The organism is Exiguobacterium sp. s124, assembly GCF_018617485.1.
GTDB lineage: Bacteria > Bacillota > Bacilli > Exiguobacteriales > Exiguobacteriaceae > Exiguobacterium > Exiguobacterium aestuarii.
On record NZ_JACSKH010000001.1, the window covers coordinates 266,594 to 280,174 of the forward strand.

16 protein-coding genes are annotated in these 13,581 nt (G+C 51.2%); 14 read left to right on the top strand and 2 right to left on the bottom strand.

The features are described 5' to 3' along the window. Positions 1 to 41 precede the first annotated feature (41 nt). The 3 genes from KNO85_RS01470 to KNO85_RS01480 are packed head-to-tail and all read left to right on the top strand — an operon-like array spanning position 42 to position 2,767. Complete coding sequence (locus tag KNO85_RS01470; protein ID WP_214786306.1) at positions 42 to 815, top strand: flagellar hook-basal body protein; 774 nt, start codon at positions 42 to 44, stop codon at positions 813 to 815. Positions 816 to 826: 11 nt separating this feature from the next. After that, the gene (locus KNO85_RS01475; RefSeq protein WP_214786307.1) at positions 827 to 1,609 is read left to right on the top strand and encodes a flagellar hook-basal body protein; all 783 of its coding nucleotides are present in this window, start codon (positions 827 to 829) and stop codon (positions 1,607 to 1,609) included. A 60-nt stretch (positions 1,610 to 1,669) separates the two neighbouring features. Beyond that, a complete protein-coding gene (locus KNO85_RS01480) occupies positions 1,670 to 2,767 on the top strand; it encodes a glycerate kinase family protein (RefSeq protein ID WP_214786309.1) in 1,098 nt (365 codons plus the stop codon). 25 nt (positions 2,768 to 2,792) lie between these two features. Here KNO85_RS01480 and mscL read toward each other — a convergent pair whose 3' ends face one another. Beyond that, entirely contained in the window at positions 2,793 to 3,170 is a 378-nt protein-coding gene (mscL, locus tag KNO85_RS01485; RefSeq protein WP_214786312.1) for a large conductance mechanosensitive channel protein MscL, read from the bottom strand. Positions 3,171 to 3,364: 194 nt separating this feature from the next. Here mscL and KNO85_RS01490 point away from each other — a divergent pair, with 194 nt between their 5' ends. The 6 genes from KNO85_RS01490 (at position 3,365) to KNO85_RS01515 (ending at position 7,809) form a co-directional block, all read left to right on the top strand. After that, complete coding sequence (locus KNO85_RS01490; RefSeq protein WP_214786314.1) at positions 3,365 to 3,625, top strand: DNA-directed RNA polymerase subunit beta; 261 nt, start codon at positions 3,365 to 3,367, stop codon at positions 3,623 to 3,625. 13 nt (positions 3,626 to 3,638) lie between these two features. Further along, the gene (gene fabZ, locus KNO85_RS01495) at positions 3,639 to 4,061 is read left to right on the top strand and encodes a 3-hydroxyacyl-ACP dehydratase FabZ (protein WP_214786316.1); all 423 of its coding nucleotides are present in this window, start codon (positions 3,639 to 3,641) and stop codon (positions 4,059 to 4,061) included. An 11-nt stretch (positions 4,062 to 4,072) separates the two neighbouring features. Continuing rightward, a complete protein-coding gene (locus tag KNO85_RS01500; RefSeq protein WP_214786318.1) occupies positions 4,073 to 4,528 on the top strand; it encodes a hypothetical protein in 456 nt (151 codons plus the stop codon). 95 nt (positions 4,529 to 4,623) lie between these two features. Further along, complete coding sequence (locus KNO85_RS01505) at positions 4,624 to 6,360, top strand: methyl-accepting chemotaxis protein (RefSeq protein WP_214786320.1); 1,737 nt, start codon at positions 4,624 to 4,626, stop codon at positions 6,358 to 6,360. Between the two features lie 63 nt (positions 6,361 to 6,423). Then, on the top strand, positions 6,424 to 7,473 hold the full coding sequence (locus KNO85_RS01510) for a C45 family autoproteolytic acyltransferase/hydrolase (RefSeq protein ID WP_214786322.1): 1,050 nt from the start codon (positions 6,424 to 6,426) through the stop codon (positions 7,471 to 7,473). 57 nt (positions 7,474 to 7,530) lie between these two features. After that, entirely contained in the window at positions 7,531 to 7,809 is a 279-nt protein-coding gene (locus KNO85_RS01515; RefSeq protein ID WP_012727334.1) for a hypothetical protein, read from the top strand. A gap of 4 nt (positions 7,810 to 7,813) precedes the next feature. Here the strand turns inward: KNO85_RS01515 and KNO85_RS01520 are convergent, their stop codons facing one another. After that, positions 7,814 to 8,440 carry a class I SAM-dependent methyltransferase gene (locus KNO85_RS01520; protein ID WP_214786324.1) on the bottom strand — a complete coding sequence of 209 codons (627 nt, stop codon included), beginning with the start codon at positions 8,438 to 8,440 and terminating at the stop codon, positions 7,814 to 7,816. A gap of 64 nt (positions 8,441 to 8,504) precedes the next feature. Between KNO85_RS01520 and KNO85_RS01525 the strand changes: the two genes are divergently transcribed. The 5 genes from KNO85_RS01525 to KNO85_RS01545 all read left to right on the top strand — a co-directional run bounded on the left by KNO85_RS01525 (position 8,505) and on the right by KNO85_RS01545 (position 13,572). Continuing rightward, positions 8,505 to 9,986 (top strand): cryptochrome/photolyase family protein, encoded by a 1,482-nt coding sequence (locus KNO85_RS01525; RefSeq protein ID WP_214786326.1) that lies wholly within the window; start codon positions 8,505 to 8,507, stop codon positions 9,984 to 9,986. A 193-nt stretch (positions 9,987 to 10,179) separates the two neighbouring features. Next, on the top strand, positions 10,180 to 10,776 hold the full coding sequence (locus tag KNO85_RS01530; RefSeq protein ID WP_214786328.1) for a glycerol-3-phosphate responsive antiterminator: 597 nt from the start codon (positions 10,180 to 10,182) through the stop codon (positions 10,774 to 10,776). Next, positions 10,773 to 11,864, top strand: a complete 1,092-nt coding sequence (locus KNO85_RS01535) for an ABC transporter ATP-binding protein (protein WP_214786331.1) — start codon at positions 10,773 to 10,775, stop codon at positions 11,862 to 11,864. The genes KNO85_RS01530 and KNO85_RS01535 overlap by 4 nt, the downstream gene beginning before the upstream one ends. After that, positions 11,861 to 12,766 carry a carbohydrate ABC transporter permease gene (locus KNO85_RS01540; protein WP_214786333.1) on the top strand — a complete coding sequence of 302 codons (906 nt, stop codon included), beginning with the start codon at positions 11,861 to 11,863 and terminating at the stop codon, positions 12,764 to 12,766. The genes KNO85_RS01535 and KNO85_RS01540 overlap by 4 nt, the downstream gene beginning before the upstream one ends. After that, complete coding sequence (locus KNO85_RS01545) at positions 12,763 to 13,572, top strand: carbohydrate ABC transporter permease (protein ID WP_214786335.1); 810 nt, start codon at positions 12,763 to 12,765, stop codon at positions 13,570 to 13,572. The genes KNO85_RS01540 and KNO85_RS01545 overlap by 4 nt, the downstream gene beginning before the upstream one ends. Positions 13,573 to 13,581: the final 9 nt, after the last annotated feature.

The following is a 13,581-nucleotide window of genomic DNA, read 5'->3' on the forward strand; positions in this document are numbered from 1 at the left end:
ATATAGAGTGAATCATGTTATAGGATGAAAGGAAGACGACTATGCTACGCGGATTATATACAGCGGCAGGCGCAATGAATGCCCTTCAGCGCCAACAAGAAATTTTAAGCAATAATCTCGGTAACGTCAGAACACCTGGCTTCAAGGCGTCTGATGGCGTCGTCCGATCGTTTCCGGAGATGTTGCTCGCACAGGTCAGCAATTCCGATAATGGGAAGTCGCGCGTGAACGGCGAAGTGGGTACCCTTTCAATGGGCGTCTATCTTCAAGAGACGATGCCACGTTTTTCAGCGGGGAGTATCACAGAATCGGGAAGTCCAACAGATCTTTATTTGAAGGCTCCTACTGATTTTACGGGTGCGCCGATGTTCGCGGTCGAACAGGCAGGCGAGACGTTGTATTCGACGAACGGACGTTTCTCGATCGATGAGGCGTTATTCCTTCGTTCGGCAGACGGTGGCTATGTTCTCTCAGATGAAGGAGAGCGCATCCAGCTCCCATCGAGCGAGTTTCAGGTAGGCAAAGATGGTGTCATCACGTCACTCGGTCAAAACGTGGCGACACTCGGTGCCTATCAAATCGATGATTTGACGACGCTCGAGCAAGTGGGGAACGATTGGCGCGTGACAGGTGACGCACCTGCACCGGCACAAGTAGATGTGTTACAGGGCTTCATCGAAGAAGCGAACGTCAACCTCGATCAGACGATGGCCGATCTCATGATGACGTATCGTCAATTCGAAGCGAACCAAAAAGTCGTCCAAGCGTATGATAAAAGTGCCGAGCGAGCTATCGAAATCGCTCGCGTTCGTTAAGGAGGAACACCATGCAGTCCATTTATAACTCGATCAACTCCCTGTCCCAACTTCAACGTCAGTTAGATGTGACAGGTCATAACATCGCGAACGTCGATACGGTCGGCTTCAAACGTCAGCAAGGACACTTCGCATCATTGTTATCGCAAGCGTATGACAACCAGCCGCGTCCTGAATTTGAAGTCGGGAGGGACACACCGAACGGAATTCGCATCGGGGTCGGTGGCCACGTCGCTGATATCACGCAACAATTCAATATCGGACAAGTACGCATGACAGATCGCGGTCTTGACGTCTTCTTGAAGGCGAGCCGTCAGTTCTTCGTCGTGGACACGCCGAACGGTGTCGGGGTGACACGTAGCGGGAACATGCAACTGTCTGTCGGTGATGAGACGACACTCGTCGATGTGAACGGAAACCCACTTCTCGGCGATGATGGCAATGCAATCACGATGCCGAATGAGGCGACGAAGCATCGCATTCGTCAGGACGGTGTGGTCGTGGCGAGCGTGAACGGTGTTGAACAGGAATTTGGACGACTCGATATCGTGGAAGTCCGAAACACGTCTGAACTGCGTCCGCTCGGCGATAACGTCTTCGCAGCCGATCTCGAGACCGAAGTCGATCGTCCGCTCGGTAACTTATTGATGGAAGGGACGCTCGAGTCCTCAAACGTCGATTTGACGAAAGAAATGACGGATATGACCATTACGCAGCGTGCGTATCAAATGAACTCTCGTGCCCTTTCGATGAGTGATCAAATGATGGGGCTTGTCACAGCACTACGACCTTAAGGCTTTACCGCTTCTCCGTGGGAGAGGCGGTTTTTGCTATAGAAAAAGGAGGACAGACAGATGCGAATCGTCGTCGCCATGGATTCATTCAAAGGCTCGCTATCTAGCATGGAGGCGAATCAAGCCGTACATCGTGCGTTAGAGGGACACGACGTGATCACTATCTCAATTTCGGACGGAGGGGAAGGGTTTCTCGATGCGTGGCTTGCGACACACGTGGATGCGGCGGTGGTAGAAGAATCTGTTCAGTGTCTGGATGGGACAAAGCGTATCGCTCGGTTTGGGTTCGAGCCGTCGACGAAACATGCAGTCATTGAAGTAGCAGAAACGACTGGATTGACCCTCCTCACGCACGTCGATCCGTGGCGCTATAGTTCGATTGGGGTCGGAGAACAGATCATCCAAGCGCTAGATTATGGTGCGACTTGTATCACCGTCGGACTTGGCGGGAGCGGGACAATCGATGGTGGGAAAGGGATGCTTGAAGCGCTAGGCGCTCGTTTCCTAAATGTGAACGGTACTGTATTACCGTCAATTCCACATCAGCTTGCGGACGTCGTATCCATCGATTGGTCTGGGCTCGATCGGAGAGTGCGCGACGTTGAATGGAGGATGGCCTCTGATGTCCATAACCCGTTGACGGGAGAACGAGGGGCCGCGCATGTGTTCGGCCCTCAAAAAGGGTTGGCGACGGATGACGTGGTGCGTTATGATCAGCTCCTCGACGTTTACGCAAGCTGTTTTGATCAGGACATGAGGACATTTGACGGAGCCGGAGCGGCAGGCGGCATCGGATTTGCACTCTTGCAGCTTGGGACGAGCTATGTGAGTGGCATCGAAGAAGTCGTCCGTTGGTCAAGGTTCGAAGAGCACGTGAAGGGAGCAGATTGGCTCATCACGGGAGAGGGGAAGTTTGATGCACAAAGTTTAGAGGGGAAGGCACCTTATGGATTGGCGCGTCTTGCCCACACATACGGTGTACCGACGCTCGTGTTCGCCGGACAATCTGACTTGACCGCTCATGTGGAGTCTGGGATTGTCGCCGTCTTTCCGATCGTGTCACGCATCATGACACTAGAAGAAGCGATTTGGGAAGCCGCCCCGTTACTGACAAATGCGGTCCAACGGGTTCGCCATGTTATCGAAGAAGCGCTTTGACGATCGTCAAAGCGCTTTTTGCTTGTTACGGACGTTCTTTTAATAAGTCACGAATCTCGGTCAACAACTGCTCTTCTTTCGTAGGAGTCGGCGCGGCGGCCTCTTCGACTTCCTTCTCACGTTGTAGACGGTTGATGATTTTTACAATAAGGAAGAGTGCGAAAGCGATCAAGATGAAGGATACAATCTGTTGAATGAAGTTCCCGTATAAGACGTCCACTCCAAGCACGCTCGCTTTTAAGTTAGAAAAATCGATTCCTCCGATCATAATTCCGAGAAGCGGCATAAAAATATCGTTGACGAGCGAGTTCACGATGGCCGTGAACGCCGCACCGAGTACGACAGCGATTGCGAGATCGATGACGTTCCCGCGCATCGCGAACTTTTTAAATTCCTTTAACATAAATGAACCTCCTGACGTTGAATAGCATAAGCGTAGCATATTTTGGAGGAAGACAGAAAATCGTTCAGCTTCTGTCAGGGAAGGATGCTTGTTCGACATTTGTGCATAGGGTACACTAAAAAGGTAGCAATTTACGCATTTTAATACCAGGTACTAATATGATATAATCATTTTAGCTGAAAGGATGGTTGAACGTGGCGAACGATGAACAAACGAGTTCGGAAGAACAAAAGGGTTCACCAGAACAAGAGACGGAGCAGAAAAAGCGATCACGATTATCGAATCATCGTCGATTCCCGATTTTACTGCGTGTACTTGTCGTTTTAGTGTTGGCGATCGCGATGCTCGCCCTCGGAGCGATCATTGGATATAGCGTCATTGGCGGAGGAGAATGGAAAGATGTGTTTGACATCGAGACGTGGCGCCATATCACCGATTTTTGGCTAACCTCTTAAAGGCGGTGGATGGATGTATACAATTGAACAAATTAAAGAAGTAATCCCACACAGATACCCGTTTCTGTTAATTGATCGAATTCTCGAAGTCGAGGAAAAGAAGCGTGCTGTCGGATTAAAAAATGTCACGGCGAACGAAGAGTTCTTTAACGGGCATTTCCCAGACTATAACGTCATGCCAGGCGTCTTAATTGTCGAGGCACTCGCACAAGTCGGTGCTTTCGCGATGTTGAAAGACGAATCGAATCGAGGCAAGCTCGCCTTTTTCGCAGGGATTGACAACTGTCGTTTCAAACGACAAGTCGTCCCGGGTGATCAGCTTCGCCTTGAGGTAGAAATCATGAAAATTCGTGGGCCAATCGGTAAAGGACGTGCCGTGGCCACGGTCGATGGAGAAGTTGCTTGTGAAGCAGAACTCACTTTCGCCTTGAAGTAAGGAGAAATGGGATGCGTGCTTTAGTAATTGTTTTACTAGTAGGCTTAATGACGATTGTGGGCTGTCAGCAACTGCAAACAGAAGAGTCGAACGAAGAGAACATTGTGTACGAACAGGACGTGAATGAGGCGATGATTGAGAAGCGTGCGGGTCAATCTGATGCGATTGCCGTTTCGCTCGAGCGGACGAACAATACGACGATGCTCTTCACAATTCGTATGCTTGAAAATCGGCGCCTCGACCCGACGACAGTCATGAGTTATGAGGTCGACGGTGAGCGGATCGCCATTCCGTTCGGCGAACTGATTGCAGAACGGGAAGAAGACATTCGGACGTATGAATATCAGACCGACGTCGACCCTGATCTTTTCGTATCGGATACACTTCCGCTCTTTCATTTAGTAGAAGAAGGCGAGACAGAAGTCACGATTCCGCTTGAAGTCGTCGATTCGACAAATCTTGAATAAAAACAGACGATTTTGTCGAAAATCGTCTGTTTTTTTGTTGAGATTGATACATTTTGTCCGATACAAAGAGTAAGGACAGAATGGAGGAAATCGAGATGAAACAGAAATCACAGTCGTTACAGACACGCATTTTAGCAGCGATGCTAGTCTTCGTCACCTTGCTCATCGTTTCGTTCGGGGCGGTGCAGTACTTCAGTACGAAGCATTCCGTACTCAGCACGTTGCATGCGACGATGATTGAAGACGGTGAACGGATTAGCGAGACGTTAGATGCGGATACATATGCGTCTTTCATGGCCAATCCGTCAAAAAACGAGCAGTATGAACAGTTGCGAGAATATCTCGATACATATCGCCAACAAATCGGGGCCATGTATGTGTACACGATTGCTACGGAGGGCGAAGAAGTTCAAATTATCGTCGATGGCTTGAGTCAGGCGGATGCGGCCGATATCGGCACACCGACTACGGCGATGACGTATGAAGGGGCAATGGATGCATTTGAAGGTGAGACCGTCACAACAAACGTGATTGACGATCCCGATTACGGGAAGTATGTGACGGTACTCGTTCCAATCAAACAAGGTAGCGAGGTTATCGGAGTACTCGGGGTTGATAAGGCAGCAACAGAAGTCGAGGCAATCACGGGAGATGTGTTAACCGAAAGCTTGCCGCCAATCCTAATCGGACTTCTCGTCTTACTCGTCGTTGCAGCCGTCATTATTTGGCGGTACCTTGGCTGGAAGTTACGACCGCTCCAAGCACTAGAGCGCGTCGCGACATCGATTGCAGAAGGAGACTTGGCGACGGCATCGAAGGATGTAGAAAAGATTCAATTGAAATCGAATGATGAGATCAAGCGTCTGACGGTATCAATGGATAAGATGACCCATATGTTAAAAGATCTCATCTCTGGTATCCAAACGTCGGCGCAGACGGTCCGGGATGAGAGCGGGAACGTCTCGAGCATCTCGGAAGAAGTGAATGACGCCTCTCGTCAAATCGCCTATACGATGGAAGAGATTGCGAGCGGTGTCGAAAATCAAAGTGTGTTGACGATGCGTCTGTATGGTCATATGAATGAATTCTCGACACTCGTCGAGCAAACGACGTCAGATGGAAATCAAGTGAGCGAACAAGCAGAAGTCGTCAGTCGGGTGACAATGGATGGGCTTCGCTACATGGAGAGCGCGGTCAGTCAGATGACACACATCCATGAACAAGTGAAGACGTCGCAAGGACAAGTTCGTGATTTTGAACAACAAGCGGATGAAGTGACGGAGCTCGTCACGATGATTCGTCAAATCTCACAACAGACGAATTTACTCGCATTGAACGCAGCCATCGAAGCGGCACGTGCGGGTGAGCATGGAAAAGGATTTGCGGTCGTCGCCTCGGAGATTCGGAAGTTGTCGGACAGTGTCGCAGAATCGGTCAGGGAGATTTCGGAAATTGTCGGAAGCGTCAAACAAAATTCGATCGCACTCGGTCAGACGTTCACGGAAAGCATGACGGCGGCCGAGGAAGGAAAAGAAACGCTCGAATCGACGAAGCGTGCCTTCACGGAAATCGAACAGAGTGTCCGGCATATGCAGCAGTTGACTCATTCGATGCGTGGGCAACTCGATCGGGTGAAGACGAACCAAGACCATATCCAACACGGTCTATCCGAGATTGCTTCTATCTCTGAAGAGAGCACGGCTGGAAACGAGGAAGTGGCCGCTTCAACAGAACAGATGTCAGCGACGAGTGAGACGATGAACCGTCTCGTCAAGGACTTGTCGACGACAGCCGAATCGATGCAACAGATGAGCCGACAGTTCAAGTTGTAAGCAGTCTCACATCAGACAGACCTCTCGCGTGTCCGCTATAATGGGCGCAAGGGAGGTTTTTTCATGCAACAATTCTCTAGTGAACTGACACAATTTCGCGGAAATCATTATGACTTCGGTCGATTTCAAGGGAAATATATAAAACGAAGTCAACTGCTTGAGAATCGGACGGACCAATGGAAGCTACGCGCCCCCCGTTTTGAGATTGACGCGGCAGAGGCGAAGGCTGCCTTTGATGCGGTGGCTCCGAAGATTTGGGAGGAGTTGATCGGGCTTCAAGACGAGCTCAAACTGTCCCTCAATGATACGTTGCTCCATTTCGGACATTTCCGCGTCAATAATCCAATCAGTGGCTGCTCGATTCTGACCGGCGACAACTTCCTCGTCCGGAACTATGACTATCATCCGATGACGTATGACGGACGCTACAACGTCTTTCAACCGGACGACGGGTATGCCTTTATCGGACCGGTGTCTCGTGTCACGGGGCGCATGGACGGGATGAACGAGAAAGGTCTCGCGATGGGATACAACTTCATCAATCGTCGTCGACCGGGGGACGGGTTCGTCTGTCAAATGATTGGACGCATCATTCTTGAGACGTGTGCGACGGTAGAAGAAGCGGTCGATTTATTAAAAGAGATTCCGCATCGTGGCTCCTTCACGTACGTCGTCCACGACAAGTCGTCGAAGACACGCGTGATTGAGGCGACACCGCGGGATATTCAAGTGCGGGAGTCGAATATATGTACGAACCATTTCGAACTGTTGCAACACGAGAATCGTTACCATCTTGATGATTCCACCCGTCGCATGATGGAGATCAAAGTGGTGCAACATTTGATTCAAGACGCGGAGAGCGCGTTTCGTCTCATGAACGATACCGACAAGGGCGTCTTCTCGGAACTATACAAGAGCTGGGCGGGAACGATTCATACGGCTGCCTATTTCCCAGAAACGCTCGAGACATGGTTCGCGCTCGGTGGAGACCGCGATCCGGTCATCTTTGATTTCCAAAAATGGCTCGATGGGGAAGACTTTGACTTGCACGCACTTGACGGTGAACTCGCGACCGATATCGAGTTTGCGAACACTGTCCAACTTTGGCGCTGACGTTTGTCAGTGCTTTTTTTGTAGAAACGGGAATACACATAACAGGAGGGATGAAAGATGAAACGATTTGGCATCATACTCATTATGCTCACACTCGTTACACTACTCGGTGGGTGTGTGCCTGGCGACGGGACGTATACGACGGACCCGGCAGGCTTTTTCTGGGGCATCTGGCACGGATGGATTGCACCGATCTCACTCATTTTAGGGTTATTCAATGATACGTATCGGGTGTACGAAGTGAACAACACCGGCTGGTTTTACGATCTAGGATTTTATATCGCTGTTATCAGTGGATTTGGAGGATTGACGTTGACGCGGAAGAGTCGGGGATAGATTACTACCCCGACTTTCTACCATTTATCGCAACCGTACGATAGTCACGGGAGTCGGGACCGCACCGCACGGACACTTCCTGAAAGCCGAGTTTCGTCGCCTCAGGGATGAATTGTTCATTGATCAAGTCAGTAATCCCGTTCCACTGCATATCGCCTTTCCCATCGCAATAGGTAATCACAAACGTGCCGTTCGGTTTCAAGACACGTTCGATTTCAGATAGGACAGTCGCCACATCTTGCCAAAAATACAGTGTGTGAACGCTGAACACGTGATCAATGGATGTGTCGTCGATCTTGAGCTGATGCACGTCTCCTTGCATCAGGTGAGCCCGTCCAGTTCGAATGGACGTGGCATTACGTTTTTCGGCAGAAGCAAGAACGGTCTTCGAACGGTCGAGACCAATCACGGTCACATCTTCACGCTGTTGAAGGATGGTCGCTAGCGCATCACCCGCCCCGCATCCGAGTTCAAGCACGGTCGCATTTGGATGCATATGTAGTTGATTGATTGTCCATTCGACTTCGATTCGATGTTGGCGCACCATCTTTTCCCCGATATATTTTCCGACAGGACCGCGTGGGTTTTTATATTGACTGTCCACCCAGTTTTTGAACACTTGTGGGAGCATACTGTCACCTCACTTTGAAAGTAGCTCGATTGTAGCACATTGATGAGACAAAGGAGTCAACAACATGCGTTCATTTTGGATACTTGGCAATCAACTCTCACATGAACTCGAGATGTTGAAGCAGATGAAAGAAGATGACGTCATCGTCATGATCGAGGCGACGTCTCGCGCGACGTGGCGTCCGTATCATAAACAAAAGCTCGTCCTCATTTTCTCGGCGATGCGACACTTTGCCGAAGAGTTGCGCGACAAAGGGTATACCGTCGATTATCAGGAGGCGGATTCGTTCCAAGACGCGTGGGATGAACATTTTAAACAGTATCAACCGGACGAGATTCATGTCACCGCCGTCACGGATGAACCGATGGCTAAAAAGCTGAAACAGTTCGGCAAAAAACATAAGCTTGTCGAACATGCAGATGTTCCGCTCTTTTACTTATCGAAAGAAGAAGCGACAGAAACACTCGGAGACGAACCGTGGCGGATGGACCGGTTTTATCGCCACATGCGGAAGCGGTTCGATGTCTTGCTCGAAGACGGGAAGCCTCGCGGAGGGAAATGGTCGTTTGATGCGGAGAATCGAAAGCCACCGAAAAAAGGATTATCGTTCCCGTCCGCCATTCATTTTCGACCGGATGCCATCACGAAAGACGTCATCGAAAAGGTCGAGTCGACGTTCTCAGACCACCCAGGGGAGGTGACTCCGTTTCACTGGCCAGTCACACACACCGAGGCGAGACGTGCGCTCAAGCGATTCGTGGAAGAACGACTCGAGACGTTCGGTCCGTATCAAGATGCAATGGTGACGGATGAACCCGAGATGTCACACAGTCTGTTGTCGGCTGCCATCAACATCGGTCTGTTGACGCCACATGAAGTGGTCGAGGCGGCGTGTCAGGCGGATGCCCCATTGTCATCGATCGAAGGATTCGTCCGTCAAATTCTTGGATGGCGGGAATATATGCGCGCCGTCTATCTCGCTGTCATGCCGGGGTATGAAGAGGTGAACACGTTCAAGCACGAGCGCGACTTACCATCCTTCTTCTGGGACGCGAAGACGGATTTGAACTGCCTGCATCAAAGTCTGAAGCCGGTCGTGGCGCATGCGCACAACCATCACATCCAGCGACTGATGGTGCTTGGAAATTATGCGACGCTGTTTGAAATCAATCCAAAACAGACGAGCGACTGGTTCAATGAGATGTATATCGACGCTTACGATTGGGTCGTCTTACCGAACGTGCTCGGAATGGCACTCCATGCAGATGGCGGGAAGCTCGCCACGAAACCGTATGTCGCCTCCGGAAAATATATCGACCGGATGAGTGACTATTGTCGAGATTGCCCATATAATCCGAAACACACGACCGAAGAGGATGCTTGTCCGTTCAACGCCCTTTACTGGCGGTTCATCGATCGTCACGAGGAACGCTTCTCGAAAAATCAACGGATGAAGATGATGGTCCGCAATTGGCAAGGACGGGACGATGACGTGAAAGCAGACATTTTAGCGAAAGCCGAACAGACGTTGACCGATTCCCCGTGAATCGGTTTTTTTACGTTGTCTTCATGAAACTTAGCGATTCCTTTATCGTAGCTTTACAATCGTTCGCTACGATAGGAGCTGTGAGACCCCCTCACTTCCAAGTGAATAATTACCGGTAGAACCTTTGAGAGACCAACAGAAGCCCGTACGTCCATGACGTGTCGTTTCTGTTGGTCCTTTTTTTCAAGAAAGGATGATTCAAGTGAATGAAGCGATTGCACGAATCGGGCAGGACCGGATGATTGCCTCGATCAAGAGTCCAAAACAAATCGAAGCGTTTTTGCAGACAGATGTGACGACGACGTTCCTCATGATGGGGACGCTCAGCACGCTCGACCGCTATGTGGCGCATTTGAAACGAGAGAACCGAACGGTCTTCCTCCACGCCGAGCGAATCAACGGGATCAGTCTCGACCGGGATGGCATCGATTATCTCGCCAAACGCGTAGGAGCAGACGGGATTGTCACGACGAAGGCATCGGTTCTACAGCACGCGAAACGGGCAGGGCTCTTGACGGTCCAACGCTTGTTCCTCGTCGACTCAGACGCGGTCACGAGCGGCCTCAAACTCGCAGAGGCCCAGCAACCGGATGCGATTGAACTCATGCCCGGATTGATTCCAAGTGTCGTCGAAAAGATTTCCCAGGATGTCTCGTTCCCGATTGTGACGGGTGGCATGATTCGGCAACCGATTGATGTACATCGCGCCCTCGACCATGGGGCATTCGCGGTATCGACCGGGGATGAACGACTTTGGAAAGTCCAAAGTCAGAAGGAGGAAATGGCATGAAAACGATTCAACTACAACAACTGACGAAATCATTCGGGGAGACGGAAGTCATTCGGGGCATCGACGTGACGATCGAAGCGGGAGAATTCTTTGCGCTCGTCGGACCGTCCGGGTGTGGCAAGAGTACGATGCTTCGCATGATCGCCGGGCTCGAATCGATCACGAGCGGAACACTTCGCATCGACGGGGTGGCGGCAAACGGGATGAAGCCGAGCGAGCGTCACTTATCGATGGTCTTCCAAAACTATGCGCTCTATCCACATATGACGGTCGAGAAAAATATCACGTTCGGATTACATACGAAAGGACTGACGAAATTGGAGCAGCGAGAGCGTTGCCTCATGGCGGCCGACACGCTCGGACTTACCGATTATTTGAAACGGAAGCCGCGTGAACTCTCAGGTGGTCAAAGACAACGCGTCGCCTTGGCACGCGCTATCGTGACCGAGGCACCGATTTGCCTCATGGATGAGCCGCTCTCGAACTTAGACGCAAAACTACGGGCGAAGATGCGATCGGAGATTCGTCAGTTGCAGCGGAAACTCGGGCTGACAATGATTTACGTCACACATGACCAAGTCGAGGCGATGACGATGGCGGACCGCATCATGCTTCTCAACGAAGGGGAAGTACAACAAGTCGGGAAACCGCTCGACCTGTACAACAAGCCGGCGAACACGTTCGTCGCCTCATTCATCGGGTCGCCTCCGATGAACTTAGCCGAAGTCACACGACAAGAAAAAGGGTGGATGGCGTCGGACGGACGCATGTTTCATCCGAACGCGATGACAGACGTTTCAGCGGCAACACTTGGCGTCCGTCCAGAACAAATCAAACCGGCAAATGAGGACGTGACGTTTTATGCGGAGTTGAAGAACATCGAAGTACTCGGGACCGAGACGATTCTCGCATTCGATGTCGGTGGGAATGAATGGCTAGCCAAGTGGCCGGGACAATGGCCACTCAACGTCGGCGAAAAAGTGGCGTGCTACGTGGAACCGAAACAGATGTCGCTATTCGATGCGGATGGGCAACGCATCGAGCCGAAGCACCCGAAACTGTTTGAGGCGCTGGAGGTGTTCCAATGACGATCGCCTTACCGAGGGAGAAAGTCCGCGCGAGACTGTCGGACGCGGCGAGTGGACTGTTGTACTTGTCCCCGTCGATCATCTTGTTTGGTGTCTTTCTCGTCTATCCACTCCTCCGGACGATGTATTTAAGCTTCTTTCGAACGGATACACAAGGAACGCCACTTGAATTTGTCGGAATCGGTCATTACAGCAACCTGTTCACGAGCGTGGCGTTTTGGCAAAGCATCCAAGCGACCGTGGGGTTCGTCCTGTTGACCGTTCCACTCACGATTCTCATCGCGCTCGGTCTCGCATTACTCGCCAATGAAAAATTGAAAGGCATCGGCATCTTCCGTACGGCGTTCTCGGCGACGATGGGGATGAGTGTCGCCGCGTCATCGGTCATCTGGATGTTCATCTACAACCCGTCGATCGGGATTTTCAACCGCTTCCTCGAAGCGATTGGTGCTAGCGGCGTACAGTGGCTCCTCGACCCGCAATATGCGCTCCTTTCCGTGTCGCTCGCGACCGTCTGGATGAATATCGGCTTCACGTTTTTGATTCTCCTCGGCGGTCTGCAAAACATCGACCGGACGCTATACGAGAGTGCGGACATCGCGGGGACGAGTTACTGGACGCAACTTCGTGCCATCACGATTCCGATGTTGTCCCCGACGCTCTTCTTCGTCGGCATCATCTCGCTCATCAACGCCTTCCAGACGTTCGGGCAGATTGACTTGTTGACGAAAGGCGGACCGACGAATGCGACGAACGTCATCGTCTATGCGATCTATAAAGACGCGTTCATCAACTACAACGTCGGAAGTGCCAGTGCACAAGCGGTGCTCTTATTCATCGCCGTCCTTCTGTTGACATGGCTTCAGTTCAAACTGGTCGAAAGGAAGGTGCATTACCAATGAGATTACGGAATGTAGGCGTGTATGTGCTTCTCGTCTTGAGCGCCGTCGTCATGCTGTTTCCAATCGCGTATGCGTTCTCGATCAGTCTGATGGACGGGAAGGAAGTACTCCAAGGGCATTTGCTCCCACGCGACCCATCCTTTGAGAATTACGTGGGCGCGTTCGAACGAATTCCGATGATGACCTACTTAGTAAACAGTTTGATTGTCGCACTCCTCGTGATGGTCGGGCAGGTCGTCTTGTCGAGTCTTGCGGCATTCGCGTTCGTCTTCATCGACTTCAAAGGAAAAGGGCTCATCTTTATGCTTTTCCTCGCGACGATGATGGTGCCGTGGGAAGCGACGATGGTGCCGAACTTTTTGACGATCCAGTCGCTCGGCTGGCTCAACACCGTCTGGGGACTATCGGTGCCGTTCTTCGCACTCGCGTTCGGGACGTTTCTACTCCGGCAACAGTTCAAGACGATTCCATATGAAATGTATGAGGCATCACAAATCGCTGGGATCAGCCGGTTCCGCTTCTTCTGGAACGTTGTGATGCCGGTCTCGAAGACACCGCTCGTCACGTTGTCGGTATATAGCTTTTTGACGACTTGGAATATGTACTTATGGCCGCTTCTCGTCACGAATACGGAACAGGCGCGGACGGTCCAAATCGGGATTAAACAGATGCAGTCGAACGAGGTCGCCTCGGACTGGGGCGTCGTCATGGCAGCCGTCATCTTGATCATCATTCCGACACTTTTATTGTTATTCGCAGGGCAAAAACATCTACAAGAAGGATTGACGCAGGGCGCGATCAAATAATAGGGGGAC

What these genes read in the sequence shown, in the direction of transcription:
- KNO85_RS01470 (WP_214786306.1), top strand. Translation starts at nt 42, where the DNA reads ATGCTACGCGGATTATATACAGCGGCAGGCGCAATGAATGCCCTTCAG.
- KNO85_RS01475 (WP_214786307.1), top strand. Translation starts at nt 827, where the DNA reads ATGCAGTCCATTTATAACTCGATCAACTCCCTGTCCCAACTTCAACGT.
- KNO85_RS01480 (WP_214786309.1), top strand. Translation starts at nt 1,670, where the DNA reads ATGCGAATCGTCGTCGCCATGGATTCATTCAAAGGCTCGCTATCTAGC.
- mscL (WP_214786312.1), bottom strand. Translation starts at nt 3,170, where the DNA reads ATGTTAAAGGAATTTAAAAAGTTCGCGATGCGCGGGAACGTCATCGAT.
- fabZ (WP_214786316.1), top strand. Translation starts at nt 3,639, where the DNA reads ATGTATACAATTGAACAAATTAAAGAAGTAATCCCACACAGATACCCG.
- KNO85_RS01500 (WP_214786318.1), top strand. Translation starts at nt 4,073, where the DNA reads ATGCGTGCTTTAGTAATTGTTTTACTAGTAGGCTTAATGACGATTGTG.
- KNO85_RS01505 (WP_214786320.1), top strand. Translation starts at nt 4,624, where the DNA reads ATGAAACAGAAATCACAGTCGTTACAGACACGCATTTTAGCAGCGATG.
- KNO85_RS01510 (WP_214786322.1), top strand. Translation starts at nt 6,424, where the DNA reads ATGCAACAATTCTCTAGTGAACTGACACAATTTCGCGGAAATCATTAT.
- KNO85_RS01515 (WP_012727334.1), top strand. Translation starts at nt 7,531, where the DNA reads ATGAAACGATTTGGCATCATACTCATTATGCTCACACTCGTTACACTA.
- KNO85_RS01520 (WP_214786324.1), bottom strand. Translation starts at nt 8,440, where the DNA reads ATGCTCCCACAAGTGTTCAAAAACTGGGTGGACAGTCAATATAAAAAC.
- KNO85_RS01525 (WP_214786326.1), top strand. Translation starts at nt 8,505, where the DNA reads ATGCGTTCATTTTGGATACTTGGCAATCAACTCTCACATGAACTCGAG.
- KNO85_RS01530 (WP_214786328.1), top strand. Translation starts at nt 10,180, where the DNA reads ATGATTCAAGTGAATGAAGCGATTGCACGAATCGGGCAGGACCGGATG.
- KNO85_RS01535 (WP_214786331.1), top strand. Translation starts at nt 10,773, where the DNA reads ATGAAAACGATTCAACTACAACAACTGACGAAATCATTCGGGGAGACG.
- KNO85_RS01540 (WP_214786333.1), top strand. Translation starts at nt 11,861, where the DNA reads ATGACGATCGCCTTACCGAGGGAGAAAGTCCGCGCGAGACTGTCGGAC.
- KNO85_RS01545 (WP_214786335.1), top strand. Translation starts at nt 12,763, where the DNA reads ATGAGATTACGGAATGTAGGCGTGTATGTGCTTCTCGTCTTGAGCGCC.